The sequence below is a fragment of the Geodermatophilus sp. CPCC 205506 genome (assembly GCF_051383635.1).
Lineage (GTDB): Bacteria > Actinomycetota > Actinomycetes > Mycobacteriales > Geodermatophilaceae > Geodermatophilus.
In genome coordinates this window covers 97,755-123,655 of record NZ_JALPKP010000005.1, presented here as the reverse complement: position 1 = coordinate 123,655, position 25,901 = coordinate 97,755, and the positions used below count along the sequence as shown (strand labels likewise).

The 25,901-nt window shown below is 75.6% G+C and carries 22 protein-coding genes and 1 tRNA gene; 16 read left to right on the top strand and 7 right to left on the bottom strand.

The window, feature by feature from the left end:
- Positions 1-25: 25 nt before the first annotated feature.
- The gene (locus tag MY520_RS04640) at positions 26-1,204 is read right to left on the bottom strand and encodes a PucR family transcriptional regulator (protein ID WP_436690564.1); all 1,179 of its coding nucleotides are present in this window, start codon (positions 1,202-1,204) and stop codon (positions 26-28) included.
- Positions 1,205-1,262: 58 nt separating this feature from the next.
- Here MY520_RS04640 and MY520_RS04635 point away from each other — a divergent pair, with 58 nt between their 5' ends.
- The 3 genes from MY520_RS04635 to MY520_RS04625 are packed head-to-tail and all read left to right on the top strand — an operon-like array spanning position 1,263 to position 3,725.
- Positions 1,263-1,952, top strand: a complete 690-nt coding sequence (locus tag MY520_RS04635; RefSeq protein WP_436690562.1) for a phosphatase PAP2 family protein — start codon at positions 1,263-1,265, stop codon at positions 1,950-1,952.
- Complete coding sequence (locus tag MY520_RS04630; protein ID WP_436690560.1) at positions 1,949-2,497, top strand: pirin family protein; 549 nt, start codon at positions 1,949-1,951, stop codon at positions 2,495-2,497. Before MY520_RS04635 ends, MY520_RS04630 begins: the two co-directional genes overlap by 4 nt.
- A 28-nt stretch (positions 2,498-2,525) precedes the next feature.
- Positions 2,526-3,725: a M20 metallopeptidase family protein gene (locus MY520_RS04625; RefSeq protein WP_436690558.1), complete on the top strand. Its 1,200-nt coding sequence runs from the start codon at positions 2,526-2,528 to the stop codon at positions 3,723-3,725.
- A 43-nt stretch (positions 3,726-3,768) separates the two neighbouring features.
- On the opposite strand, the gene MY520_RS04620 is transcribed toward MY520_RS04625, so the two are convergent.
- Together MY520_RS04620 and aceE are read right to left on the bottom strand one after the other, a co-directional pair.
- Complete coding sequence (locus MY520_RS04620; RefSeq protein ID WP_436690556.1) at positions 3,769-4,689, bottom strand: FAD-dependent oxidoreductase; 921 nt, start codon at positions 4,687-4,689, stop codon at positions 3,769-3,771.
- A 79-nt stretch (positions 4,690-4,768) separates the two neighbouring features.
- The gene (gene aceE / locus MY520_RS04615; protein WP_436690554.1) at positions 4,769-7,573 is read right to left on the bottom strand and encodes a pyruvate dehydrogenase (acetyl-transferring), homodimeric type; all 2,805 of its coding nucleotides are present in this window, start codon (positions 7,571-7,573) and stop codon (positions 4,769-4,771) included.
- A gap of 380 nt (positions 7,574-7,953) precedes the next feature.
- Between aceE and MY520_RS04610 the strand changes: the two genes are divergently transcribed.
- From MY520_RS04610 to MY520_RS04595, 4 genes are all read left to right on the top strand, one after another.
- Entirely contained in the window at positions 7,954-8,379 is a 426-nt protein-coding gene (locus tag MY520_RS04610; RefSeq protein ID WP_436690552.1) for a DUF3052 domain-containing protein, read from the top strand.
- Between the two features lie 84 nt (positions 8,380-8,463).
- Positions 8,464-8,925 (top strand): peroxiredoxin, encoded by a 462-nt coding sequence (locus MY520_RS04605; protein WP_436690550.1) that lies wholly within the window; start codon positions 8,464-8,466, stop codon positions 8,923-8,925.
- Between the two features lie 90 nt (positions 8,926-9,015).
- A tRNA-Val gene (locus tag MY520_RS04600) sits at positions 9,016-9,087 on the top strand.
- A 62-nt stretch (positions 9,088-9,149) separates the two neighbouring features.
- On the top strand, positions 9,150-10,709 hold the full coding sequence (locus MY520_RS04595) for an alpha/beta fold hydrolase (protein ID WP_436690548.1): 1,560 nt from the start codon (positions 9,150-9,152) through the stop codon (positions 10,707-10,709).
- A 6-nt stretch (positions 10,710-10,715) separates the two neighbouring features.
- Here the strand turns inward: MY520_RS04595 and MY520_RS04590 are convergent, their stop codons facing one another.
- Positions 10,716-11,534 (bottom strand): esterase/lipase family protein, encoded by an 819-nt coding sequence (locus tag MY520_RS04590; RefSeq protein ID WP_436690546.1) that lies wholly within the window; start codon positions 11,532-11,534, stop codon positions 10,716-10,718.
- Positions 11,535-11,714: 180 nt separating this feature from the next.
- On the opposite strand from MY520_RS04590, the gene MY520_RS04585 reads away from it, so the two are divergent.
- Positions 11,715-12,626 (top strand): alpha/beta fold hydrolase, encoded by a 912-nt coding sequence (locus MY520_RS04585; RefSeq protein WP_436690544.1) that lies wholly within the window; start codon positions 11,715-11,717, stop codon positions 12,624-12,626.
- Positions 12,627-12,786: 160 nt separating this feature from the next.
- Here MY520_RS04585 and MY520_RS04580 read toward each other — a convergent pair whose 3' ends face one another.
- The gene (locus tag MY520_RS04580) at positions 12,787-14,187 is read right to left on the bottom strand and encodes a WS/DGAT/MGAT family O-acyltransferase (protein WP_436690542.1); all 1,401 of its coding nucleotides are present in this window, start codon (positions 14,185-14,187) and stop codon (positions 12,787-12,789) included.
- Between the two features lie 100 nt (positions 14,188-14,287).
- On the bottom strand, positions 14,288-16,228 hold the full coding sequence (locus tag MY520_RS04575; RefSeq protein ID WP_436690540.1) for an FUSC family protein: 1,941 nt from the start codon (positions 16,226-16,228) through the stop codon (positions 14,288-14,290).
- Between the two features lie 64 nt (positions 16,229-16,292).
- Here MY520_RS04575 and MY520_RS04570 point away from each other — a divergent pair, with 64 nt between their 5' ends.
- The 7 genes from MY520_RS04570 (at position 16,293) to MY520_RS04540 (ending at position 24,251) form a co-directional block, all read left to right on the top strand.
- Positions 16,293-16,787, top strand: coding sequence for a GNAT family N-acetyltransferase (locus tag MY520_RS04570; RefSeq protein WP_436690538.1), 495 nt, complete (start codon positions 16,293-16,295; stop codon positions 16,785-16,787).
- 39 nt (positions 16,788-16,826) lie between these two features.
- Positions 16,827-19,196 carry an ATP-binding protein gene (locus MY520_RS04565; protein WP_436690536.1) on the top strand — a complete coding sequence of 790 codons (2,370 nt, stop codon included), beginning with the start codon at positions 16,827-16,829 and terminating at the stop codon, positions 19,194-19,196.
- A gap of 96 nt (positions 19,197-19,292) precedes the next feature.
- On the top strand, positions 19,293-20,708 hold the full coding sequence (locus MY520_RS04560) for an FAD-dependent oxidoreductase (RefSeq protein WP_436690534.1): 1,416 nt from the start codon (positions 19,293-19,295) through the stop codon (positions 20,706-20,708).
- A gap of 121 nt (positions 20,709-20,829) precedes the next feature.
- Positions 20,830-21,666, top strand: a complete 837-nt coding sequence (locus MY520_RS04555; protein WP_436690532.1) for a Nif3-like dinuclear metal center hexameric protein — start codon at positions 20,830-20,832, stop codon at positions 21,664-21,666.
- 4 nt (positions 21,667-21,670) lie between these two features.
- Positions 21,671-22,411 (top strand): zinc ribbon domain-containing protein, encoded by a 741-nt coding sequence (locus tag MY520_RS04550; protein WP_436690530.1) that lies wholly within the window; start codon positions 21,671-21,673, stop codon positions 22,409-22,411.
- Between the two features lie 79 nt (positions 22,412-22,490).
- Complete coding sequence (locus MY520_RS04545; protein ID WP_436690528.1) at positions 22,491-23,585, top strand: bifunctional RNase H/acid phosphatase; 1,095 nt, start codon at positions 22,491-22,493, stop codon at positions 23,583-23,585.
- Between the two features lie 72 nt (positions 23,586-23,657).
- Positions 23,658-24,251 carry a dihydrofolate reductase family protein gene (locus tag MY520_RS04540; protein WP_436690526.1) on the top strand — a complete coding sequence of 198 codons (594 nt, stop codon included), beginning with the start codon at positions 23,658-23,660 and terminating at the stop codon, positions 24,249-24,251.
- A 15-nt stretch (positions 24,252-24,266) separates the two neighbouring features.
- On the opposite strand, the gene MY520_RS04535 is transcribed toward MY520_RS04540, so the two are convergent.
- The gene (locus MY520_RS04535; protein WP_436690524.1) at positions 24,267-24,707 is read right to left on the bottom strand and encodes an SRPBCC family protein; all 441 of its coding nucleotides are present in this window, start codon (positions 24,705-24,707) and stop codon (positions 24,267-24,269) included.
- 158 nt (positions 24,708-24,865) lie between these two features.
- Between MY520_RS04535 and nadA the strand changes: the two genes are divergently transcribed.
- Entirely contained in the window at positions 24,866-25,897 is a 1,032-nt protein-coding gene (gene nadA, locus MY520_RS04530) for a quinolinate synthase NadA (protein WP_436690522.1), read from the top strand.
- Positions 25,898-25,901: the final 4 nt, after the last annotated feature.

Sequence of the window (25,901 nt, the reverse complement as noted above, 5' to 3'; positions counted from 1 at the left end):
TGCCCGCGCCCGCGGGTGCGCGGGCTCAGTGCCAGAGGGAACGGTCCTGGTCGAGCGCGGCGAGGGCCAGGGCGACCTGCAGGGTCCACCCACCCCGCGGGTCGGTCGCGGACAGCCCGGTGAGCTCGAGTGCCCGCTTCAGCCGGTACCGCACGGTGTTGGGGTGGACGAACAACGCGCGGGCGCTGGCCTCCAGGTTGCCGCCGCTGGCGAGCACCGCGCGCACCGTCTCGAGCACCTCGCCGCCGGCCGCCTGCAGCCGCGCCGCCACCCGCTCGTTGAGCGTCGCCCGGGCCACCGGGTCGCCGTCCAGCGCCCGCTCGGGCAGCAGCGCGTCGGCCGGTACCGGCCGCGGTGCGCCGGGCCAGGCGGGCGCGGCGCGCAGGCCGGCGAGCGCGGCGGCCGCGGAGTCGCCAGCCTGGTCGAGCCGGTCGACGACCGGGCCGGTGACGACCGGCCCGGGCCCGAACTCGTCGCTGACGCGGTCGGCGACCGCCTCCAGCTCGTCGGACCCGCCGAGGACCACGACCAGCTGGTCGGCGTGCACCCCCACGAGCACCTCGCTGCGCAGTTGCCGGGCTGCCCGGCGGATGGCGGCGTGCGCGTCGCGGTCCGGCGGGGCGGTGCCGACCACGACGGTGACCGGGCTCATCGCCGCCCAGCCCAGTGCCGACGCGCGTCCCGACAGCTCCTCGGTGCGCTCGCCGCGGACGAGCGCGTCGACCACGAGCGCCTCCAGCCGGGCGTCCCACGCGCCCCGGCTCTCGGCGAAGCTGGCGTACACGTGCGCGGTCGCGAAGGCGACCTCGCGGCTGAACTGCAGGACCGCCACGCGCAGCGCGTCGGCGTCGCCCGGCTCGGCGACGCTGTCGACGAAGTCGTCCATCACCTCGACGGTGACCCGGATGAGGTCGACCGTGTGCTTGAGCGGCACGACGCGGGCCAGCTCGCGGGGCGCGGCGCCGAAGACCCCGCCGGTCAGCCGGGGCGGCCGGTCGGGGCTGCGGCACCACTCCACGAGCGAGGCGATCCCGGCCTGGGCGACGAGCATGACCCACGAGCGCTGGTCGGCCGGCATGGTGCGGAACCAGGGGAGGTCGTCGTCCATGCGGGCCACGGCGCGGGTGGCCAGGGAGCCCGAGGCGCGCTCCAGTCGCCGGAGGGTCCCGGCGGACGGTGGGTGGCGGTCGCCCCGGTCGGACACACCCCCAACCCTTCCACGCGACTGTCCGCCGCGGGCGGGGCGCTGGGAGAGTGGGCGGGTGGACGTGCTGCGACGGGAGCGGGCGGCTTCCGCCCGCCGGAGGGCGGTCGCCGCGATCGCCGCGGGCCTGGGCGTCCTCGGCGCGCTGGGCGCCGGGGTGCTCACCGGCTTCGCGCCGCAGGTCCGCCTGGACGAGTCGGTCAGCGAGGCGCTCTACGCCGGGGACGACCGGGCGACCGGGCACGACCTGCTGCTCGACGTCCTGACCACCCCGGGGGTCACCTGGTTCCGGGTGCTGGTGTTCCTGCCGGTGCTGTTCTGGCTGGGCACCCGCCGGGCGTGGTGGACCGCGGCCTGGGTGACCGTCGCGATCGTGACCGTCGCCCCGATCACCGTGTCGCTCAAGGAGCTGGTCGGCCGGGTCCGCCCGGCGTTCGAGGACGGCGGCCTGAGCTACGGCGGCCTCAGCTACCCCAGCGGGCACTCCTCGGGCATCGCCGCCCTGGTCACCGTCGCGCTGGTGCTGGCCTGGCCGCGCCTGGCGCCGCGGTGGCGCCGGCCGGCCGTCGTCGCCGGGGTGGCGCTGGTCGTCCTCGTGGGGCTGACCCGGATGTGGCTGGGCGTGCACTTCCTCTCCGACGTCCTCGGCGGGTGGTCGCTCGGGGTCGCATGGGCGCTGGCCGTCGCCCTCGTCTTCGGCGCGCTGCCCGGCGGCCGCGCCGCGCTGCCGCCCCGGGAGGCGCCGTGAGCGGGCTGGTGTCCGACGTCGTGCTGGAGCCGGACGACGGCTCGCTCGGACCGCTGCTGCGGATCGCCGACGACCGGCTGGCGCCCGGCACCGGCTACGGGCGGCACCGGCACCGCGCGGTCGACGTCGTCGCGGTGGTGCTGGACGGGTCGCTGCGTCACGCCTGGGGGAGCGGCGCGGTCCTGGCCGCCGGGGACGTCGCCGTCCTCCGCGCCGGCACCGGCCTCGCGCACGACGAGATCGCGGGGGACGACGGCGCGCACGTGCTGCAGACGTACCTGCGCAGCGCGATGCCCGGCGAGCCCGCGGCCCACGAGGTCCACCCCAACGCCGACGGCTGGCTGCCCCTCGACCGTCCGGACGCCCGGCTGTGGACCGAGGTGGTGGAGGCGGGGACGTGGACGACCGTGCCGCCGGGGCTGCTCGTGCTGACGGGTCCGGAGGGGACGCGGGTCGAGCGGCAGGACGGCGGCCCGGTGCACGGCCCCGCGACCGCGGTGGTGTGGCAGCTGGACGTCGGCCGGCCGGACTGGGCATCCGGGTGACGGCCGGCGAGCTGGGAGAGTGAGGTCCATGCCCACGCCCGACCTGCTCGCAGCGGCGCACGCCGACGCCGACCGGATCGTCGACCTGCGCCGCCGGCTGCACCGCCACCCGGAGATCGGGCTGCAGCTGCCTCGCACCCAGGCCACCGTGCTGGAGGAGCTGGCCGCGCTGCCGGTGGAGGTGACCGTCGGGACGACGACCACCTCCGCCGTCGGCGTCCTGCGCGGCGCCCGGCCCGGCCCGACCTACCTGCTGCGCGCCGACATGGACGCCCTGCCGGTGCACGAGGACTCCGGTCTGCCGTTCGCCTCGGAGGTGCCCGGGGCGATGCACGCCTGCGGGCACGACCTGCACGTGGCGATGCTGCTGGGCGCCGCCCGCCTGCTGGCCGAGCGCCGCGACGAGCTCGCCGGCCAGGTCGTGCTCATGCTCCAGCCGGGGGAGGAGGGCCACCACGGCGCCCGGTACATGCTCGAGGAGGGCCTGCTGCACGCCGTCCCGGAGGCACCGGTCAGCGGGGCGTTCGCGCTGCACGTCTTCGCCACCCAGCCCAGCGGCGTGGTGACCGTGCGGCCCGGGCCCATGATGGCCGCCGCCGACCACTGGCTGGTGACCGTCTGTGGCCGCGGCGGGCACGCCTCGATGCCGCACTCGGCGGCCGATCCGGTGCCGGTCGCCGCCGAGATCGTGCTGGCGCTGCAGACGATGGTGACCCGGCGGGCGCCGGTCTTCGACCCGGCCGTGCTCACCGTCGCGCACCTCACCGCCGGCTCCACCGACAACGTCATCCCCGACACCGCGTTCCTCGAGGGGACGATCCGCACGCTGTCGGCCGAGCGGCGGGCCGACATGGTGGCCGGGGTGGAGCGGGTGGCCCGGCACGTCGCCGCGGCGCACGAGCTGACGGTGGAGTTCGAGCACCGGCAGGGCTACCCGGTCACGGTCAACGACGCCGGTGTGGCCGAGGCGGTGAGCGCGACGGCCGCGGCGCTGTTCGGCGCCGAGCGCACCGCGACCGCCCGGGAACCGCTCATGGGCGCGGAGGACTTCGCCTACGTGCTGCAGCAGGTGCCCGGCGCCATGGCCTTCCTGGGGGCCTGCTCACCGGGACAGGACCCGGCGACGGCGGCCGGCAACCACTCGAACCTCGTGGTGTTCGACGAGGCGGTGCTGCCCGACGGCGCGGCCCTCTACGCGGCGATGGCGCTGCGGGCCCTGGCCGGCTGAGCGCAGGGGATCCGTCGGGGTCACGCCTCCGGATCCACTCCGGTCAGACGAGGGCCACGACGTCCGCGGCGCAGCCCCAGGAGAGCGTGACCCCGGCGCCGCCGTGCCCGTAGCAGGCCACCACCGGGCGGCCGTCCCGCTCGAACCGCTCCAGCCGGACGGTGGGCCGCCCCGGCCGCAGCCCCACCGCGCGCGACAGCACGGGGGCGTCCCGCAGCCCGGGGACCAGTGCGCGCGCCCGCGCCAGCACCGCCGCCTCGATCGCCGGATCGGGCTCGGTGCCGGTCGCCCCCTCCACGGCGGTGCCGCCGCAGACGACGTCCGAGCCGCGGGGCACCACGTAGGTCAGCCCGTCCGGGTGCTCCTCGTCCAGCAGCCAGCTGGTCAGGCCGGGGTCGGCCAGCCGCACGACCTGCCCCTGCACCGGCGTGAGGGTGTCGTCGCCGACCAGCGGACCGGAGGCCAGCCCGGCGGCCACCACGACGACGTCGCCGGGGACGTCGGCCAGCCGGTCGACCTGCCCGGGGACGACCGTCACGCCTGCGGCCCGCCCGGCCGCGGCCAGCCACGGCAGGTATCGGCGCATGTCGACCACCGGCAGCGTGCAGCGGGTGCCGGCCGGGGCGCCCGGCGGCAGCTCCGCGGAGGTCGCCGGGCGGAACCCGGGCACGCCCGGCGCCCACCAGAGGTCCGGCTCGGCGGTGCGGTGGACGACGGTCCCCGGCCGCAGGGCGATGCCGGTGGCCGCGTCGCGGGCGAGCTCGGTGAAGGTGGCGAACGAGGCGGCTCCCCAGCGCAGCACGGCGTCCTGCGGCGCCGCCCGGTAGGGGAACCAGATGGCGGCGGCCACCGCCGAGGTCGTCGCCTCGGGCGGGTCGGCGGTGTGCAGGCGCACCCGGGCGCCGGCGCGGGCCAGCGCCAGTGCGCAGGTCAGCCCGACGACCCCGCCGCCGACGACGGCCACGGACGGGCCGTCGTCGGCCGGCCCCACTGCAGGGTCCCGCCGCGAGCTTGCGAGTGGCGGGGGGCAGTGGGGTCCTTCATCAGGTGGCCGGCTGGGTGTCGGGATCGGTCTCGTCCTCCGGCGCCGCCTGCACGTCGTTGACCTGGTACTTCTCGACCGCCTGCCGCACGAGGTCGCCGTCGACCTGGCCGAGCTTGGCCAGCGACGCCAGCGTCCGGACGACGACCGACTCGGCGTCGACGTGGAAGTACCGGCGCAGCGCCGGGCGGGTGTCGGAGAGACCGAACCCGTCGGTGCCCAGCGTGGCCATCCCGCCGGGGACGAACGGCGCGATCAGGTCGGGGACGGCCTTCATCCAGTCCGACACCGCGACGACCGGCCCGGGGGCGTCCTGCAGCCGCTGGGTCACGTACGGGACCCGCCGCTCGTCGCCAGGGTGGAACAGGTTCCACTCCTCGGCGTCGTCGGCCTCCCGGCGCAGCTCGGTCCACGACGTCACCGACCACACGTCGGCCGAGACGCCCCAGTCGTTGGCGAGCAGCTCCTGTGCGCGCAGCGCCCACGGCACCGCGACGCCCGAGGCCAGCACCTGCGCCTTCGGGCCGTCGCCCTGGCCGGGGGCGTAGAGGTACATGCCGGCCAGCAGGCCCTGGACGTCGACGCCCTCGGGCTCGGCCGGCTGCGGGAACGGCTCGTTGTAGACCGTCAGGTAGTAGATGACGTCCGGCGAGCGCGAGCCGCCCAGCGGGGCGCCGGGGTCCTCGCCGTACATCCGGCGCAGCGCGTCCTTGGTGATGTGCCCGACCTCGTAGGAGAAGGCCGGGTCATAGGTGACGACCGCCGGGTTGGTGTGCGCCAGTAGGATCGAGTGGCCGTCCTCGTGCTGCAGGCCCTCGCCGTTGAGCGTCGTCCGGCCGGCGGTTGCGCCGAGCAGGAAGCCGCGGGCCATCTGGTCGCTCGCGGCCCAGAAGGCGTCGCCGGTCCGCTGGAACCCGAACATCGAGTAGAAGATGTAGATCGGGATCATCGGCTCGCCGTGCGTGGCGTACGACGTGCCGACGGCGGTGAACGACGCCGCGGAACCGGCCTCGTTGATGCCCTCGTGCAGGATCTGGCCCTGCTCGGACTCCTTGTAGGCGAGGATCAGCTCACGGTCGACGGACGTGTAGCGCTGCCCGTGCGGCGAGTAGATCTTCTGCGTCGGGAACATCGCGTCCATGCCGAAGGTGCGGGCCTCGTCGGGGATGACCGGCACGAACCGCGGGCCGAGCTCCGGATCCTTGAGCAGCTCCTTGAGCAGCCGGACGAACGCCATCGTCGTCGCCACGTCCTGCTTGCCCGACCCGCGGCGCAGGACGTCGAACGCCTTGTCCTCCGGGGCCTTGAGCGTCTTGAACTCCGACCGGCGGCGGGGGACCGCGCCACCGAGGGTCTTCCGCCGCTCGAGCATGTACTGCATCTCGTCGGAGCCGGCGTCGGGCCGGTAGTACGGCGGCATGGTCTTGTCGAGCGCCTCGTCGGGGATCGGCAGGTACAGCCGGTCGCGGAAGGCGGCGAGGTCCTCGGCGGTCAGCTTCTTCATCTGGTGGGTCGAGTTGCGGCCCTCGAAGTGACTGCCCAGCGTCCAGCCCTTGATGGTCTTGGCGAGGATGACCGTCGGCTGGCCCTTGTGCTCGGTGGCGGCCTTGTAGGCGGCGTAGAGCTTCCGGTAGTCGTGCCCGCCGCGGGACAGGTCCCAGACGTCCTTGTCGCTCATGTTCTCCACGAGCTTGCGGGTGCGCGGGTCACGGCCGAAGAAGTGCTCGCGCACGAAGGCGCCGTCCTCGGCCTTGTAGGTCTGGTAGTCGCCGTCGGGGGTGACGTTCATGAGGTTGACCAGCGCGCCGTCGCGGTCGGCGGCCAGCAGCGGGTCCCACTCCCGGCCCCAGATCACCTTGATGACGTTCCAGCCGGCGCCGCGGAAGAAGGACTCCAGCTCCTGGATCACCTTGCCGTTGCCGCGCACGGGGCCGTCGAGCCGCTGCAGGTTGCAGTTGACGACAAAGGTGAGGTTGTCCAGCTCCTCGCGAGCGGCCAGGCCGATGGCGCCGAGCGACTCGGGCTCGTCCATCTCCCCGTCGCCCAGGAACGCCCAGACGTGCTGGTCGGAGGTGTCCTTGATGCCGCGCGAGTGCAGGTAGCGGTTGAACCGCGCCTGGTAGATCGCGTTGATCGGGCCCAGCCCCATCGAGACGGTGGGGAACTCCCAGAAGTCGGGCATCAGCCGCGGGTGCGGGTAGCTCGACAGCCCGCCGCCGGGGTGGCTGACCTCCTGCCGGAAGCCGTCCATCTGCTGCTCGCTCAGCCGGCCCTCGAGGAAGGCCCGCGCGTAGATGCCGGGGGAGGCGTGCCCCTGGAACCAGATGAGGTCGCCGCCGCCGGGGTGGTCCTTGCCGCGGAAGAAGTGGTTGAAGCCGACCTCGTACAGCGAGGCGGAGCTGGCGTAGGACGAGATGTGCCCGCCGACGGCGATCCCGGGCCGCTGCGCGCGGTGGACCATGATCGCGGCGTTCCACCGGATGTAGGAGCGGATCCGCCGCTCCACGTGCTCGTCGCCGGGGAACCACGGCTCCCGCTCCGGCGGGATCGTGTTGATGTAGTCGGTGCTGCGCAGGGCCGGCACGCCGACCTGCTGCTCCCGGCTGCGCTCCAGCATGCGCAGCATCAGGTACCGGGCCCGGCCGCGGCCGGCGTGGTCGACGACGGCGTCCAGCGACTCGAGCCACTCCTGGGTCTCGTCGGGATCGGTGTCGACCAGTTGGCTGGGGAGCCCGTCGGTGATGACCGCGCGGGCCTTGCCTGCATCGCGGGCGGGATCCCCGTCCGACTGCTGCGGTGCGCTCATGGGCACATCGTCCCCCGCCGGTCCGTCCGGCGTCACCCGTGGGCCCACATGTCGGGACGGCGGGTGTGCGCAGCGCCGTCCGCGGAGCGCTTGCGCCTGACCAGCCATGCCCTACGCTTCCGCCAACGCCGACCGGGGCCACCGGCCGGACGGGGCCTCGAGGACCGAGGCGGGACGACAGGCGTGGACGGAAGGGGTGACATGACCAGGCTGCGGGGGAACGCTCCCGCTGGTCGTGTCCGGCCCGGCCGCCGCCGGTCCCCCTCGCGGCACGGCACGGCCGCGCCCGGGGCTCCTCCCCCAGCAGCGCGCCGCCGGACAGGGCACGATCGTGCCCACCGCTGGTCAGCCGCACCGGAACCCATGGAGGAACAGCAGGGATGAGCGTCGACTCGGGCAGCGCCAGCATGGCGGCCCGGTTGGGCATCAAGCCGGGCATGGTCGTGCAGGAGCTCGGCTGGGACGAGGACGCCGACGAGGACCTGCGCGACTCCATCGTCGAGGCCTCCGGCAGCGACATGGTCGACGAGGACACCGACGAGGTGGCCGACGTCGTCATCCTGTGGTGGCGCGAGGACGACGGCGACCTGTTCGACGCCCTCACCGACGCGCTGACCTCCCTGGCCGACGAGGGCGTCGTGTGGCTGCTGGTGCCCAAGTCGGGCCGGCCGGGTCACGTGGAGCCCGGGGACGTCACCGAGGTCGCGCCGACCGCGGGTCTGTCCCAGACCAGCAGCATCTCCGCGGCGAAGGACTGGTCCGGGATCCGCCTGGTGACCCCGAAGGCCGCGCGCTCCCGCCGCTGAAGAAGGATCCCTCGCCCCCACCGCTCGCTAGCTCGCGGTAGGCCCCTGCGAGGGGGCCGTCGCCGGTGGGGCACCATCGGGCGCATGACCCTCTCCGTCGGCGACGTCGCCCCCGAGTTCAGCCTCCCCGACCAGGACAAGCAGGTGGTCTCCCTGGCCGACCTGCGCGGTACGCCGGTCCTGCTCGTCTTCTACCCGTTCGCGTTCTCCGGCATCTGCACCGGTGAGCTGTGCCAGCTGCGCGACGAGCTCACCAACTACACCGACGCCGGCGTCCGCGTGCTGGCGATCAGCACCGACCCGGTCTTCAGCCTCAAGGCGTTCAAGTCGCAGGAGGGCTTCGACTTCACGCTGCTGTCGGACTTCTGGCCGCACGGTGCCGTCGCCCAGGCCTATGGCGTGTTCAACGAGAAGGCGGGCATGGCCGTGCGCGGCACCTTCCTCGTCGACGCCGAGGGGCGGATCGCCTTCACCGAGGTGAACGGCCCCGGCGACGCCCGCGAGCAGCAGGGCTGGAAGGACGCGGTCACCAAGCTGGCCGCCTGAGGAAGGACCCCGTCCTCCCCACCCCTCGCACGCTCGGGGCGGTGCCCTGGACGGGGCCGCGTGCGCGCAGGGCCATACCCTGGGCGCGCGGGGCGCGTAGCTCAGCGGGAGAGCTCTCGCCTTACAAGCGAGCGGTCGCAGGTTCGATCCCTGCCGCGCCCACCGTCGTCCGGTCCTCGTACCGGCCGCCTCCCCGGTCGCATACTCGGGCGCGGAGGCCCGCCGTGCTGAGGATCAACCTGCTCGGTCCGTTCCGCGTCCAGGTGGAGGAGCGGACGGTCGGCGAGCACGACTGGCCGCGCCGGGACGCCGCCGCGCTGGTGAAGCTGCTCGCCCTGCAGCAGGGCCGGCGACTGCACCGCGAGCGGGTCATGGACCTTCTGTGGCCCGACCTCGGCGTGGGCGACACGGCCCCGCGGTTGCACAAGGCCGCGCACTACGCACGCCGGGCGCTGGGCCGGTCCGACGCCGTCGTCCTCCGGGACGACATGGTCGCGCTGGCCCCGGGGACGCCAGTCGCGGTGGACGTCGAGGAGTTCGAGGCCGGCGCGCAGGCGGCCCTGACCGAGCGCTCGCCCGGAGCCGCGGCGGCGGTCCTCGACCGGTATCCGGCGGAGCTCCTGCCGGCCGACGTCTACGCACCCTGGTCCGAGGAGCCCCGCGAGCGGCTGTGCGGGCTGCGCGACCAGCTGCTGCGGCAGGCCCGCCGGTGGAGCCGGCTGGTGGAGCTGCACCCGCTCGACGAGGACGCCCACCTGGGACTGGTGCGCCAGCTCGCCGAGCACGGCGACCGGCGCGGTGCGCTGCGGCAGCTGGAGGTGCTCGACCGGACGCTGCGCCGGGAGCTGGGCACCGGTCCCGGCCCCGAGGCGCGCCGGATCCGGGCGGGGCTGATGGCGGCCCTGACCGACGACGGTGCCCTGACCCCCGCCGACCAGGGGCGGCTTGAGCAGGAGATCCGCTTCTGCCGGACCGCCGACGGGGTGACCCTCGCCTATGCCTGCTCGGGCGCCGGGCCGCCGCTGGTGAAGGCGGCGAACTGGCTGACCCACGTCGACCACGACTGGCGCAGCCCCGTGTGGCGGCACTGGCTGGTGGAGCTCTCCCGGCGGCACCGGCTCATCCGCTACGACGAGCGGGGGTGCGGGCTGTCGGACTGGCAGGTCCCACCGCTCACGTTCGACAGCTGGGTGGCCGACCTGGAGGCGGTCGTGGACGCCGCCGGCCTGGACCGGTTCCCGCTGCTGGGCATCTCGCAGGGCGCTCCGGTCGCCATCACCTACGCCGCGCGCCACCCGGAACGGGTGACCAAGCTGGTCCTCTACGGCGGCTACCTGCAGGGCCGGTTGGCCCGGGCGACCTCCGACGAGCAGCGGCGAGAGCACCAGCTGCAGGTGGAGCTGGCCCGGCTCGGCTGGGGCCGGGACGAGCCGGCGTTCCGGCAGGTGTTCACGTCGCAGTTCATGCCGCAGGGGTCCCGCCCGCTCTGGGACGCCTTCAACGAGCTCCAGCGCGCCAGCACCTCGGCGGAGAACGCGGCGGGCGTGCTCGAGCTGACGGGGGCGATCGACGTCGTGGACCAAGCGGCCCTGGTGCGCGCGCCGACGCTGGTCCTGCACGCCCGGCACGACCAGCGGCCGCCGTTCGAGCAGGGCCGGCTGACCGCGTCCTGCATCCCCGGGAGCCGGTTCGTGGCCCTCGACAGCTGCAACCACGTCCTGCTCGCCGACGAGCCCGCCTGGCGGGTGTTCCTCCGGGAGGTCGAGACGTTCCTGGCCGGGTGACCCGGCTCAGGCGGCGGTGCTGGACAGCGGGTGCTCGCCGGCAGGGAGGTCCGGGCGCGGGAACACCGGGCGGAGGAACAGCGGCGGGCGGAACGGCGTCCAGGTGCCCTCGCGCTGGGCCAGCCGGTCGGCGATCGCCCAGATGGCGGCCGGGTGGTACCCCAGCCCGAGGTGGCTGGCCAGGACGGCGATGTTCTCGCAGCGCTCGCCCGGGGTGTCCAGGCAGGTCTGCCAGTGCACGATCCCGTCGAGGTGCGAGTAGATGGAGGTCGCCGGCACGGGCAGCGGGCTGCCGTCGGGTTCCAGCGGCAGGCTGCGGTGCTCGACGTGCAGGTACGAGTACCGGTCGAACACCCGGGAGGCGCGGCTCTGGCTGTGCCGGGTCAGCCGGAACGGGCTGCCCAGCGTGATCACCTGGCGTACCGAGTCCGGCGTCCGGCGGGCCAGGTCGCGGGCGAAGATCCCGCCCAGGCTCCAGCCGACCAGGCTGACCGGGCGGCCGTAGCGGTCGCTGAGGTCGTCGATCCGGTCCCGCATCCCCTCGACGCACTGCGCGGTCGGGCCGATGTTCCGGCCCAGGCGCCAGCCGTGCACGCGGTAGCCGAGGCCGCGGAGCACCGAGCGCAACGCCCGGGTGGACGTGTCGTCGGCGAGCAGGCCGGGGAGCACGAGCACCGGGTGCCCGTCGCCCTGGGGCAGCCGCTGCAGGAGCGGCAGGGTGGCGAGGAAGAGGCCGAAGTCGGCGGCGCCGCGGGCCGGCTCGGTGAGGTACAGCGGAAGGGCCGGGCCGTCTCCCCGGAGTCGTTCCCCATGCGGTCGTGCCACGTCGTCCTCCTCGCCGTCCGGCCGTCGTCGGCCGTCCCGGTCCGGTACCACTGTCGCGCCGCAGTCACACCTGACTGCTGCGGCGCGCGGAGTCCAGTGTGGCCGCCGTCGCACGCGCCACACAGGCCTCACGGCGCGCGTCGCGTGGCGACGGCGGCCGGGCCGGGAGACGGTGGAGCGGTGACCGCCGACGACGACGCCGGGCTGCGCGGCCGCAGCGCCACCGTGGACCTGGACGGGCCGGTGCACCACGTCGACTACGGCGGCACGGACGACGGGCCGACCGTCGTCCTCGTGCACGGCCTCGGCGGCTCGCACCTCAACTGGGACCTGCTGGCCCCGCTGCTCACCCCGCACGCCCGCGTGCACGCCCTCGACCTGCCCGGCTTCGGCCGCAGCGAGCCGGGCCACCGGCAGGCCACCGTGCGCAGCAACGTGACCGTGCTCGACCGCTTCGTCCGCGAGGTGACCGGAACGCCCGTGGTGCTGGTCGGCAACTCGATGGGCGGGATGATCTCGATCCTCGAGGCGGCCCGCGCACCGGCGCGGGTGAGCGGGCTGGTGCTCGTCGACCCCGCGGTCCCGGGCCCGCGCGGGCGCCCCGATCCGCGGGTGGCCGCGACCTTCGCCCTCTACGCACTGCCCGGGCTGGGGGAGCGCTACCTCGCCGCCCGGCACCGGAAGCGCGGAGCTCGCGCGGCCGTGCTCGACATGCTGGACGTGTGCGGTGTCGACCCGGCCGGCGTGCCGCCGGAGCTCATCGACCGCTCCGCCGCGCTGATCGACCAGCGGCAGGACGTCGCGGGCATGGACCGCGCGTTCCTCACGGCATTCCGTTCACTGTTCCTCCTGCTGGCCGACCCGCGGCTCATGCGGCGGGCGATGGCCGAGGTGACCGCGCCGGTGCTGCTCGTCCACGGCGGGCTCGACCGGCTGGTGCCCGTGTCCGCGGCCCGGAACGCCGCCCGCCGGCACCCGCGGTGGGAGTACGTCGAGCTGGAGGGAGTGGGGCACGTCCCGCAGCTGCAGTGCCCGCAGGTAGTGGCCAAGCACCTGCTCGACTGGCTGCCCGTCGTGCCCCGCAGGACGTGAGTCAGCCCAGCGTCGCGCGCAACGCCTCCAGGCCGGTGTAGCGCGCACGTGGACGACGACGACGTCGACGCCGGCGAACGCCCTTCGCAGGGGCAGCCACGGTCAGGTCGGTCTCGGGAGCGGCCACGGGCGACCGGCCCGGGCCCGGACGCGAACCGGTTCAGGCCGAGGCCGCGTTCCGGGCGGCCGCGACCAGCTCGTCGACCCCGCGGCGGATGCCCGTGGCGAGCACGTCGACGTCGGGGAAGGCGTCGAAGTCGGCGTTGATCCCGAACGTCATCGTGTCCAGGTAGGAGAAGATCCCGATGGAGACGCGCATGCCGCCGGCGATCGGCACGTAGGCGTGCGCCGAGCACATCCGACGGCCCAGCACGTAGAGGGGCACGCGCGGGCCGGGCACGTTGGTGGTCACGGTCTGGCCGAGCACCTGGCCGGTCGCCAGCGCCGCCCGGACGCCGAGGGAGAGCAGCGTGGGCGCCACGAAGTCGCCCATCGCGATGATCGAGCGGGCGTCGACCGCCGCGAGGGTCTTCTTGTGCTCGTCCATCTGCCGGCGCACGGAGGCCAGCCGCTGCACCGGGTCGGGCTCGCCGACGGGCAGGTCGACGAAGACGGCGGAGATCCGGTTGTCCAGGGTGTTGCGCTCACCGGCCTGGCGCACCGACACCGGGACCATCGAGCGGACGACCAGCTCCTCGCGGAGGTCACCCCGCCGTTCCAGGAGGTCCCGGAACCCGCGGGTGATGCCCGCGAGCACGACGTCGTTGACGGTCCCGCCCAGCGCCTTCCGGATGCCCTTGAGCTCGGCCAGCTGAGCCTCGGTCCACGCCCAGCGCCGGTGCGGGCCGATCGGGCCGTTCAACGACCGGGCGGCGGGGCTGGTGACCCGTCGCGCGGCCGCGGGGATGCCGGCGGCGAGCCGCCGGCTGGTTCGCAGTGCGTCCCTGGACGCCTGCGTGAGGCTGCCCGCACCGGGCAGGCGGGTGAACTGGCGCATCGGATGCGTGACGGCGTCCTGCACGGCGCCGGCGGCGACCGAGAGGCTCGACGGGATGCGCTGCGGCGTCCAGTCCTCGGGCTCGGGGTGGGTGGCGTCGGGGGTCAGGTCGAAGACCAGTTGCATGAGGTCGGTGCCGGCGACGCCGTCGACCATGCAGTGGTGGACCTTGGAGATCAGCGTCCACCGGCCGTTCTCCAGCCCCTCGACCAGGTAGAGCTCCCACAGCGGCTTGGCGAGGTCGAGGCGCTGGCCGAGGAGCCGGCCGGCCAGGTTGCGCAGCTGCTCGTCGCCGCCCGGACGGGGCACCGCGGTGTGCCGGACGTGGTACAGGATCTGGAAGTGCGGGTCGTCGACCCACACCGGCCGGCCGAGCTGCATCGGGACCTGCCGCACGCGCTGCCGGTAGCGGGGGACCAGGGGCAGCTTGCTCAGCAGCAGCCGGACGACGTCCCCGTACGAGGGGGCCGGCCCCTCGAACACCGACACCGATCCGACGTGCAGCGGGGTGTTCTCGCTCTCGGCGTAGTAGAAACCGGCATCGGTCGGGCTCAGGCGGTCCACGGTCAGCTCCTTCTGGCACGTCCGTGCTCTGACCTGCTAGCCGACCACGCGGCGACGGTCGCGTCCAGCGGACCTCCCCCGGTCCGGCGGCGGCCCGGCGTCAGCCCTCGTCGGCCCGCGGGCGGCCCGGGGCGGCGTCCCGGACCAGGCGCCGTGCGGTGTCCACCTCCCGCGCGACCGGGGCCAGCACGCCCTCGGCGTGGATCTCGGCGTCGTCGGGCGGCCGGTGCGCCTCGATGTCGGCCTCCAGTTCGCGGATGGCCCGGCGGAGGACGGCGACCTGCGCGAGGTCGGGCGCGGGTTCGCCCTGCCGGGTGGCGATGACCGCCTCGGTGACGGCGTCCGAGGTCCGCTCCAGCTGGACGATGACCGGCCAGAACGCCGCGGCGCGGGTGCTCACCGGCGGCGGCTCGGCCAGCCGTCGCTGCAGCTGGGTCTGCAACTCGGTCAGCGCCCGGTAGTTGCGCCGGCGGGCGCGGCGCCGCTCCACCGGGCCGCCGGTGAACGCCGCCTCCACGAACGCGTCGAGGGCGAAGGCGGCGGCGCGCAGCGCCTCGCCGAGCGGGGCCCGCCAGGTCTGCGGCCACAGCAGGTAGCCGAAGACGAGCACGATGGCGCAGCCGATGAGGGTGTCGACCAGGCGGGCGCCGACGAGCCCGGGGTCGCTGGGCAGCGCCAGGCCGAGCAGCAGGATGATCATCGGCGTCTGGAAGACGGCGAACAGACCGAAGTTCGCCGCCCGCGCCCACGGCAGGACGGCGGCCGCGGCGGCCATGGCCACCAGCACCCAGGCGTTGCGGGGGAGGACCGCCAGCAGCGCCGAGCCCAGCAGCACCCCGACGACGGTTCCGGCGCCGCGCTGCACGGCCCGGCCGAACACCGAGCCGAAGTCCGGCTTGAGCACGATCGCCACGGTGAGCAGCACCCAGTAGGGGCGCTGGATGGGCAGGTACTGGCGGGCGACCTCGGCGATCGTCATGCACAGCGCGAGGCGGACGGCGAAGTCCCGGCTGTCCCGGCTGGCCAGCGTGCGGTCGGTCAGCTCGCGCAGCCGGGTGCGCAGGTCGACGTCCGGGCGCGGGGCGGCGGCCCCGGCCCGCTCCTCGGGGTCGCCGACGACGTTCCAGACCAGCCGCACGCCGTGACGCACGGCCCGACGTGCCGGTGACCCGTCGTCCAGCGCGGGTGGCCGCTCGGCGGGCAGCTCGCGGGCGCCCTGGAGCGCGAGTGCGAGCGCGGAGACGGCGGTGACGTCCTGCGGGTCGGCCGGCACGCCGGCCCGGGCGGCGGCGACCGTCCCCTCGACCAGCGGGGCGGCCGCGTTGAGCACGCCGGCGAGCTCGGAGAGCTCTTGCGTGCGCCCCGACGAGTGGCTCCGGCTGCGGATCACCCGGTCGTAGGCGGCGTTGAGCGCGGTGGTCAGCGCCCGCCGGGCGTCGTCGGACTGCGGGGTGCCGCTCGCGGCGAGCAGCTCGCCGATGCGGGTGAAGACGGTGGCGACCGCGGTCCGGTCGGGGTCGAGCGTCTCGGTGCGCGCCTGGACCAGCGCGGTCAGCGTCGCCCAGGCCGCGCCGCCCAGGAAGAAGCCGATCTCCTGTGCGGTGGTCAGCGTGGTGACCAGCCCCGACGACAGCGCGGCGTAGACCAGCAGCTGCAGCCCGCCGAGCGACAGGGCGGCGTTGACCCCGCTGACCAGCGCCGCGACCACCGACAGCACGGCGATGACAACGACGGGCTCCCAGCCGCCACCGGTCGCGAACTGGCCGGCGACCAGGCCGACGGTGCCGAAGCCGACGGCGGCGGCGATGCGGCGCAGCCGGTCCCGCAGCGCGCCCCCCTGCGGTGCGAGGGTCGCCACGAGCGCGCCCATGGTGCCGAAGACGCCGGCGCTGAGGGCCGGCCCGGGCTCGACGCCCCCGCCGACGACGACCGCCACGGCCAGTGGCGCGGGGATGGCGACGGCGTACCGGACGACGTCCCGCCACGGCACCGGGGGACGGGTGGTGCGCACCAGCTCCTCCAGCCACGCCGGCGCGTGCACCCCCCTCTCCACGGTCCCGAGCTTTCCACCGCCCCGCGGAGCGACGCTCTGGGAGGCTGCCGCGGTGATCGAGGTCCGGGTGGCGACGACCACCGAGCTGGCCGAGCTACCGGCGGTGGAGGACGCCGCGGACGAGCTGTTCCGGGCGCGCGGGGTCCTCGACCTCCCGCCCGCGGCGCCGGCCGACGTGCGCGCGGGGGCGTGGCGGGTGCTGGTGGCCGGCCGGCCGGTGCGCGGGTTCGCCGTCCTGGAGCTCGTCGACGGCGACGTGCACCTCGAGCAGCTGTCGGTGCACCCCGACGCCATGCGCCAGGGGATCGGAGCGGCGCTGCTGGCGGCGACCGTCGAGGCGGCGCGCGCCGCCGGTAGCCGGCGAGTGACGCTGCTGACCTACGCCGACGTGCGGTGGAACGGCCCCTGGTACGCCCGGCACGGCTGGCGGGAGACCGACGACGTGGGCCCGGAGCTGCAGGCCCTGCGCGCGGCCGAGCACGCCCTGGGGCTCGACCGGCACGGCCGCCGGGTGGCGATGGCCCGGCCGGTGGACGGCGCGCCCTGACCGCTTGGCCCCGGGCGCCGGGACGGGCACGCTGGACGGGTGCCTGGGCAGGCGCCGGCGGCCACCGCGGCGCGGGGGAGGGCCGCGGGGCACGGCGGCACCACCGCGCTGCCCGTTCCGCTGACCTCGCTCGTGGGCCGGTCCGCCGACCTGGACACCGTGGCCGGCCTGCTGGGCCGGGCCCGGCTGGTGACGCTGGTGGGCGCCGGGGGGTGCGGCAAGACCCGGCTGGCCCTGGCCGCGGCGTCCCGCGAGCGCGACGCCGGCACGCCGGTCGCCTGGTGGCCGCTGGCGCCGTTGCGCGAGGCGGCGTTCGTGGCGCCGTCTCTCGCCACCACGCTCGGGCTGCAGCACAGCCGGGCCGACGCCGAGGCGCTGGCCGGCGCGCTCGGGAACCGCGAGGTCCTCGTCGTCGCGGACAACTGCGAGCACCTGGCCGACGAGATCGCCGAGCTGCTCCTCGCCCTGCTGCCCGAGTGCCCCGGCCTGCGGGTGCTGGCCACCAGCCGGCAGGCGCTCCGGGTCGCCGGCGAGCACGTGTGGGAGGTCCCGCCGCTGGGCGTGCCCCCGGAGCCGGCGACCGCGGCGGAGGCGGTGTCGGCCGCACCGGCCGTCGAGCTGTTCCTGGACCGGGCCGCCGCGGCGGGCGCGGCGCTGGGCCCCGGCGACCTCGCGGCCGTGGCGCGGCTGGTGCGCCGGCTCGACGGCATGCCCCTGGCGGTGGAGCTGGCCGCGGCCCGGACGGCGGTGGTGGCCCCGGCCGAGCTCGACGAGCAGCTGGACGACGCCTTCCGGGTGCTCGTCGACGACCGGCAGGGCGTGCCCGCCCGGCAGCGCACCCTGCACGCGACCCTCGCCTGGAGCCACGACCTGCTCGACGCCGACGAGCGGGTGCTGTTCCGCCGCCTGGCGGTGTTCGCCGGCCCCTTCGACCGGGACGTCGCGGCCGCCGTCGCCGGCGACCCGGGGAAGGACGCCGGCGCGGTGCTCGACTCCCTGGTCCGGCGCTACCTGGTCCGCTCGTTGCCCGACCCGTCGCGGCGCGGCTACCGGCTGCTCGAGCCGGTGCGCCAGTACGCCGCGCAACGGCTGGCGGAGGCCGGCGAGCTGGAGGAGACCGCACGGCGGCACGCCGGCGCCCACCTCGCGCTCGCCCGCCGGCTCGGGGCTGCGGTGCGGGGACCGGCCGGTCCCTCGGCGCAACGCGAGGCCCTGGACCACCTCGACGCGCGCAGCCCGGACCTGCGGGCCGCGCTGAGCTGGGCCCGTCGGACCCCCGGGGAGGAGGAGCTGCTGGTCGACCTCGTGGTGGTGCAGTGGTGGGCGTGGTGGCGGCTGGGCCGGTTCCCGGAGGGGCTGACCTGGACCCGGGCGGCGCTGGCCACCGGCGCCGGGACGACGGCCGACCGCGCGGAGCTGCTGCACGCGCTGGGCTGGCTGGCCCGCCACCAGGACGACCCGTATGAGGCCCGGGCGGCGCTCACCGAGGCGCTCGGGCTCTACGACGACCTGGGTGACGACGCCGACGCCTCGATCGTGCTGCACCGGCTGGCCGCCGTCTGCCTGGACACCGCCGTGCTCGGGGAGCCGGAGTGCCTGGCCGAGTGCCGGGAGCTGGTGGAGGCCAGCGCCGCGCGGGCCCGGGCCGCCGGCGACGACTGGACGCTGGGCGGGGCGACGTACTGGCACGGCCTGCTGGCCCTCGCCGAGCACGACCCGGAGACGGCCGCGCGCCTCCTGACCGAGGCCCGGGCGCTGTTCGTCGTGGCCGGGGACCGGTGGGCCGTGGGACGGGCGACCGGCATGTCCGCCGTCGCCCTGCTCCGGACCGGGCGGCTGCGCGACGCCGCGGCCGCGCTCCGCGAGGCGGAGCGGACCAGCGAGGAGGTCCACGACCGCTGGGGCGTGGCCCGGTGGGCGCTGCACGACGCGCAGTGGCACCTCGCGGCGGAGCAGCCGGAGGAGGCGGCGCGGTCGTGCGCCCGCGCCGCGACCGGTTTCGCCGAGCTCGGTGACGGCCTGCGCGTCGTCGAGGTGGCCCGCGTCTGCGCGGCCGTCCTCTCGGCGCTGGGCCGGGACGCCGGGGCCGCCGAGCTGCGGGCGGCGGTCGCGGTGGTGGCGGGGCGGCGCGGCGCGGCCGGGGCGCGGCTGGCCGACCAGGTGGTGGAGCTGGCGGCGGCCGGTCCGGCACCCGGGGCGCTGCCCGAGCCGCTGAGCGCCCGGGAGCTGGAGGTGCTGCGGCTGGTCGCCCGCGGGTGCAGCGACGCCGAGGTCGCGCGGACGCTGTTCCTCAGCAAGCGCACGGTCGGCGGGCACCTCGGCTCGGCCTACCGGAAGCTCGGCGTCCGCTCGCGGACGGCCGCCGCCCGCCGGATGGCGGAGCTGGGCCTGGCCCGCGCGGACGGGTAGCCCGGCGCGTAGTCCTACGCATCAGTTCCGGCCTCCCCGCCGCCACGCTCGGCCGAGCGGCCGCCGCACCGGGCGGCGCGCGACCGGGAGGTAGTGATGACCACCGTTTCCTCCACCGGCCGGGACGGCGCCGCCGTCGTCGTCGGCGCGAGCATGGCCGGGCTGCTGGCGGCCCGGGTCCTCGCCGAGCGGTTCGGCCGGGTCACCGTGCTCGATTCGGACACGCTGCCGGAGGACGCCGTACCGCGAGGCGGTGTGCCGCAGAGCGCGCACGCGCACGGGCTGCTGGCCGCGGGCCTGCGCGGGCTCGAGGAGCTGTTCCCCGGCCTGATCGACGAGCTCGTGGCCCGCGGCGGCCTGGTGGCCGACGTCCAGGAGCAGTTCCGCTGGGTCAACGACGGCTACACCATCGCCCGCGGCCGCTCCGGCATGCAGGGGATCCTGATCAGCCGGCCACTCCTCGAGCGGGAGGTGCGGCGCCGGACCCTGGCCGACCCCCGCATCGAGCTGTTCGACCGGGTGGACGTCCGGGGTCTCGTGTCCGACGACCACGGCCGAGTGCGCGGCGTCGCCGCGGTGGACCGCCGGGACCCGGCGGACCGGGAGAGCCGGCGGTGGGACGCCGACCTCGTCGTCGACGCGTCCGGGCGGACGTCGCGCGCACCCGACTGGCTGGCCGCGCTCGGCGCCGAGCCGCCGGAGGAGGAGCGGGTCGAAGTGGACGTCGCCTACTCCACCCGGTGGTACCGGCGCGAGCCGGGCCAGCTCGACGGCGACAGGGGGATCGTCATCGCGGCCACGCCGGGCAACCCGCGCGCCGGCTTCCTGCTCGCGCAGGAGGGCGACCGGTGGATCTGCGCCCTGGGCGGCTACCTGGGGGACCGTCCGCCGATCGACCCCGACGGCTTCGATGCATACGCCGCGACCCTGCCCTCGCCGATGCTGCACGAGGTGATCGCCTCGGCGGAGCCGATCACCGAGCCGCGGCGGTTCCGCTTCCCGGCGTCCGTCCGGCGGCGCTACGAGCGGCTGGCGCGGCCGCCGGAGGGCCTCCTCGTGACCGGCGACGCGGTCTGCAGCTTCGACCCGGTCTACGGCCAGGGGATGACCGTGGCCTGCCTGGAGGCCCTGGCGCTGCGCGACGTCCTGCGCCGCGGGGTGGACGGGCCCGCGCTGCCCCGGGCGTTCTGGCGCGCGATCGAGCCGGTCGTCGACGTCCCGTGGGAGATCGCCGTCGGCGGGGACCTGCGCATCCCGGGCGTGCGGGGGCCGCTGGACCGCCGGACGCGGGTGGTCAACGGGTACATCGGCAGGGTGCACCGGGCGGCCGCGCTCGATCCCGCGGTGGGGACGGCGTTCCTCCGGGTCGCCCACCTGGAGGCGCCGCCGGCGAGCCTGATGGCGCCGACGGTGATGGCGCACGTGCTGGTCGGTTCCCGCCGGTGGCCGTCGGGGACGACGCGCCTCATCCCGGTCCCGCGGTCGCCGGTCGACTCCCGCTCACCCGTCTGACCCGCCGTCGCTACGGACTTTCCGCGCCGGAAGTCCGCCGTCGTCCCGGCCTTCCGGCGCGGAGAGTCCGGAGGGGGAGGCCCGGGTGGACCGGCTCACGGGCTGACCTACAGTCCGGCGGGTGACCGTGACCCTGGGGGAGGTCGTCGCCGCCCTCGAGGCCCGCTACGACCCCACGCTCGCCGAGGACTGGGACGCCGTCGGCCTGGTCTGCGGCGACCCGGGCGAGCCGGTGCAGCGCGTGCTGTTCGCCGTCGACCCGGTCTCCGCCGTGGTCGACGAGGTCCTCGAGGCCGGGGCCCAGCTGCTGGTCACCCACCACCCGCTGCTGCTCACGCCGGTCTCCGCCGTGCCGGCCGACGACCCGAAGGGCCGCGTCGTGCACCGGCTCATCCGGGCCCGCGCCGGGCTCTTCGTCGCGCACACCAACGCCGACCGCGCTCCCGGCAACGGCGTCAACGACGCCCTGGCCGCCGCGCTGGGTCTCACCGGCACCACGCCCCTCCTGCCGGCCGCCGGGGACCCGCGTGCCGGGCTCGGCCGGATCGGCCGGCTGCCCGCGCCGCTGACCCTGCGCCAGTTCGCGGACCTGGTCGCCGGGAGCCTGCCCGCCACGGTGGGCGGCGTCCGGGTGGCGGGGGACCCCGGACGCCGGATCGAGACCGTGGCGGTCTGCGGCGGCAGCGGCGGTTCGCTCCTCCCCGCCGCCGCGGCGGCCGGCGCCGACGTGCTGCTGACCAGCGACCTCCGCCACCACCCCGTGTCGGAGGCCCAGGAGGTCCCCGGGCCCGCGGTGTGCGACGTCGCGCACTTCGCCTCCGAGTGGCCCTGGCTGCCCGTGGCCGCCGACGTCCTGCGCCGGGACCTGGACGGCCGGGTCGAGGTGCGGGTGTCCGAGCGGCGCACCGACCCGTGGACGTGGAGCGCCGGGGGAGCGGCCGCCCCGCAGGTAGGTTGAGCGGGTGAAGGCCGACCACTTCGACCAGCAGAAGCTCCTGGCCGTTGCCGCCGAGGACGTCGCGCTGGCCCAGCTGGCGCACCGCCGGCGCACGCTGCCGGAGTTGGCCGCCGTCGAGACCGCGGCGGAGGCCGAACGCGACCTCGCCGCGCAGGTGGTCCGCGCCGAGACCGAGGTGCGCGACCTGCAGCGGGAGGTCAAGCGGCTGGAGGCGGACGTCGACACCGTCCGGCAGCGCGCGGCCAAGGACCAGAGGCAGCTGGACTCCGGCAGCGTCGCGGCCAAGCAGATGACCGAACTGCAGCACGAGCTGCAGTCACTGGCCCGCCGCCAGTCCGACCTGGAGGACCAGGAGCTCGAGCTCATGGAGCAGCTCGAGACCGCGGAGGCGACCCTGGGCGCGGCGCAGGAGGGCCACGGCCGGGCACAGGCGGACAAGGAGCGCGCCGAGCAGCTCCGCGACGACGCCCTGGCCGACATCGCCGACGCCACCACCCAGCACGAGAAGGCCCGGCAGGAGGCCGTCGCCACCGTCCCGGCCGACCTGCTGGCCCTGTACGAGCGGATCCGCAGCCACACCGGCGGTACGGGGGCGGCGATGCTCAAGGCGCGCCAGTGCCAGGGCTGCCGCATCGAGCTGTTCGGCAAGGAGCTGGCCGCCGTCCGGAACGCCGACCCCCACGAGGTGGTCCGCTGCGACAACTGCGGCCGGATCCTGGTGCGCACGGCTGAGTCCGGGCTGTGAAGACGACGCGCGAGGGAGCATCGCAGGGAGCGCCAGCGACCGAGGAGCGGATCGAGCGCGGAGTCGAACGGGGAACGCTGTGACGCGGCGGTTCATCGTCGAGGCGGACGGCGGCTCGCGGGGCAACCCGGGCCCGGCCGGGTACGGCGCCCTGGTCCGCGACGCGACGACCGGGCGGGTGCTCGCCGAGCGGGCGGAGTCCGTCGGGCGGGCCACGAACAACGTCGCGGAGTACGGCGGCCTGGTCGCCGGGCTGCAGGCCGCCCTCGACCTCGACCCGGGCGCCGAGGTCGAGGTACGGATGGACTCCAAGCTCGTCGTCGAGCAGATGTCGGGTCGCTGGAAGATCAAGCACCCCGACATGCAGAAGCTCGCGCTGCAGGCCAAGGCGATCGCCCGGCAGCTGGGCGGGGTCCGCTACACCTGGGTGCCGCGGGCGCAGAACGGCGCCGCGGACGCCCTGGCCAACAGCGCCATGGACGGGCGGCCGGTCCGCCGCGACCTGGCCGCCGAGCCGGCCACGACCGAGGACGACGTCCAGCCGGTGGCCCAGCCGGCGCCCACCGTCACCACGGTGACCCATCTGCTGCGGCACGGCCGCACCGAGCACACGCCCGAGCGTCGTTACAGCGGCCGTAACGACCTGCCGCTGTCGGCCACCGGCCGGGCGGAGGTCACGGCCGCGGCCAAGCGGGCCGCGGAGCTCGGCATCGAGGTCGTCGTCGCCTCGCCGATCCGCCGGGCCCGGGAGACCGCCGAGGCCGTGGCCGCCGAGCTCGGGCTGCCCGTCGAGTACGACGAGGACCTCGTCGAGCTCGACTTCGGCCGGCTCGAGGGCCTGACCGCCGAGGAGGCGCGGGCGCAGCACCCGCTGGCCACGCGCCGGTTCATCGGCGACGTCACCGTGGCCGCACCCGGCGGGGAGTCGGTGGCCGACGTCAGCGTGCGGGTCGGCCGGGCCCGCGCCCGCATCCTGCGCGAGCACGCCGGCCGCACGGTGCTCGTCGTCAGCCACGTGACACCGATCAAGCTGCTGCTGGCCGCCGGGCTGGACGTGGCCGACGACGTCGTCCACCGGGTGTTCCTGGAAGCCGCGTCGTTCTGCACGGTGGCGTGGAGCTCCGACGGGCGCGCGTCGGTCCGGCTGGTCAACGACACGAGCCACCTGCGCTAGTCCTCACCCGATGAGTTGACCGTGCCCCGGCCGTCTCCCCTGCACGACAGGCGACCAGGGGAGGCGGGCGACATGGGCAGGGCGATCCTCTTCGCGGCGGTGTCCCTCGACGGGTACATCGCCCGCGAGGACGACTCGGTGGGGCCGCTGTTCGACTGGTACGGCAACGGCGACGTCGCCATGACCTTCACCGACGAGTCGCGCGTCTTCCACGTCACCGCGGAGACCGCCGACTTCCTGCGGTCCATGACACCGCGGATGGTCGCGGGCGTGGTCGGCCGCCACCTGTTCGACGTCACCAACGGCTGGGAGGGCGTGCCGCCCAACGGCGAGCACGCCTTCGTGGTCACCCACGAGGTCCCGGACGACTGGCCGCACCTCGGCACCGCGCCCTTCACCTTCGTCACCGACGGCGTCCGCAGCGCGATCGAGCAGGCCAAGGCGTACGCCGGGGACCGGGACGTCTCGGTCACCGCGGGGGACATCGGCGGCCAGGCGCTCCGTGAGGGCCTCATCGACCAGGTCGTGGTCAACCTCGTGCCGGTCGTCCTCGGTTCGGGGCGGCCGTACTTCGGCTCCGGTGGCCCGCCCGAGGTGCTCCTCGAGGACCCCCGCATCGTCCAGGGGCGGCGGGTCACCCACCTCGTCTACGACGTCCGCCGCTGACGCCGGCGGTGGCCCTCAGACGCGCTGGGCGGCGACGGCGGCGGGGATGCGGGCGACGTCGGCGTCCTGCAGCCACCGGTACCCCGGGGTCAGCAGCGGGTTGACCAGGCGGAACAGGCCGTGGGGCAGCACGGTGAGCTCCTCGGTGACCAGGGAGCCCCCGTCGGGCCGCGGCTCCACCGTCCGCCGTCCCCGCACGGTCATCTGGCGGGTGCCCCCCTCGAAGCCGAGCGAGGTGGGACCGGCCTCGACCACCTCGGTCGGCGTGACGAAGGTCAGCCCGGCGAAGCGGAGTCGTTCGACGGCGCGCTGCCCGACCCGTGCCGGGCCCGGCGGGTCCACCTGCATGCTGACCACCGCCGGCCGCCACTCCCGGTCCCGGGTCAGGTCCAGGACGAGCGCCGCGGTCGCCTCGACCGGAGCGGGGACGACCACGCGGGAGGTCAGGGTCACCATGCCGGGATCGCAGCACCGCCCCGGTCGGCGGTCGAGGGTCCATGGTCCTGCGGGAAGGGCGGCCGCGGGGACGGCGTTGTAGGGAGTGCCCCACGCCACACCCGGCAGACCGCCGGCGCGGGAGATCATGGGGCCGCACGCCCGACCCGAGGAGATCCGTGACCGCCACCATCGCGCCCGCCACGTCCGCCGTCGTCGGTGACGAGCGCACCCTGTCGGCCGCCGAGTACGAGACCTGGGCCGCGGAGGTCCGCGAGCTGGCCGCGCAGCGCGGCGCGGTGATCCTGGCGCACAACTACCAGGTCCCGGAGATCCAGGACGTCGCGCACTTCACCGGCGACTCGCTCTACCTCTCCCGCGTCGCCGCGCAGACCGACGCCCGGGAGATCGTCTTCTGCGGTGTCCACTTCATGGCCGAGACGGCGAAGATCCTCTCGCCGGGCAAGACCGTGCTGCTGCCCGACCACGCCGCCGGCTGCTCGCTGGCCGACTCGATCACCGCCGAGCAGCTGCGCGAGTGGAAGGCCCAGTACCCGGGAGCCGTCGTCGTCAGCTACGTGAACACCACCGCGGCGGTGAAGGCGGAGACCGACATCTGCTGCACGTCGTCCAACGCCGCCGACGTCGTCCGGTCGATCCCGGCCGACAAGGAGATCCTCTTCTGCCCCGACCAGTTCCTCGGCGCGCACGTCAAGCGGGTCACCGGGCGGGAGAACATCCACATCTGGGCGGGGGAGTGCCACGTGCACGCCGGGATCAGCCCGGCCGACGTCCGCGCGCAGATCGCCGCCCACCCGAACGCCGAGATCCTCGTGCACCCCGAGTGCGGGTGCACGACCTCGGTGCTCGACCTGGTGAGCCACGGCGACGTGCCGGCCGACCGCACCCGCGTGCTGTCCACCGGCGGCATGGTCGAGGAGGCGGCGCGGACGCAGTCGCGCGAGGTGCTCGTGGCCACCGAGGTGGGCATCCTGCACCAGCTGCGCGGCCTGAACAGCGGCACCGCGTTCATCCCGATGAACGACCGCGCCGCCTGCCGCTACATGAAGATGATCACGCCGGCCAAGCTGCTGCGGACGCTCCGCACCGGCGAGGGGGCCGTCGACGTCGACCCGGAGACCGCGGCGCGGGCCCGCCGGGCGGTCGAGGCGATGATCGCCATCGGGGAGCCCGGCCGCGGCGGGGAGTGAACCC

Bases quoted from the DNA above. Each gene is read 5' to 3' on its own strand.
- MY520_RS04605 (WP_436690550.1), top strand. From the start codon at position 8,464: ATGACCCTCTCCGTCGGCGACGTCGCCCCCGAGTTCAGCCTCCCCGAC.
- MY520_RS04560 (WP_436690534.1), top strand. From the start codon at position 19,293: ATGACCACCGTTTCCTCCACCGGCCGGGACGGCGCCGCCGTCGTCGTC.
- aceE (WP_436690554.1), bottom strand. From the start codon at position 7,573: ATGAGCGCACCGCAGCAGTCGGACGGGGATCCCGCCCGCGATGCAGGC.
- MY520_RS04625 (WP_436690558.1), top strand. From the start codon at position 2,526: ATGCCCACGCCCGACCTGCTCGCAGCGGCGCACGCCGACGCCGACCGG.
- MY520_RS04535 (WP_436690524.1), bottom strand. From the start codon at position 24,707: ATGGTGACCCTGACCTCCCGCGTGGTCGTCCCCGCTCCGGTCGAGGCG.
- MY520_RS04610 (WP_436690552.1), top strand. From the start codon at position 7,954: ATGAGCGTCGACTCGGGCAGCGCCAGCATGGCGGCCCGGTTGGGCATC.
- MY520_RS04540 (WP_436690526.1), top strand. From the start codon at position 23,658: ATGGGCAGGGCGATCCTCTTCGCGGCGGTGTCCCTCGACGGGTACATC.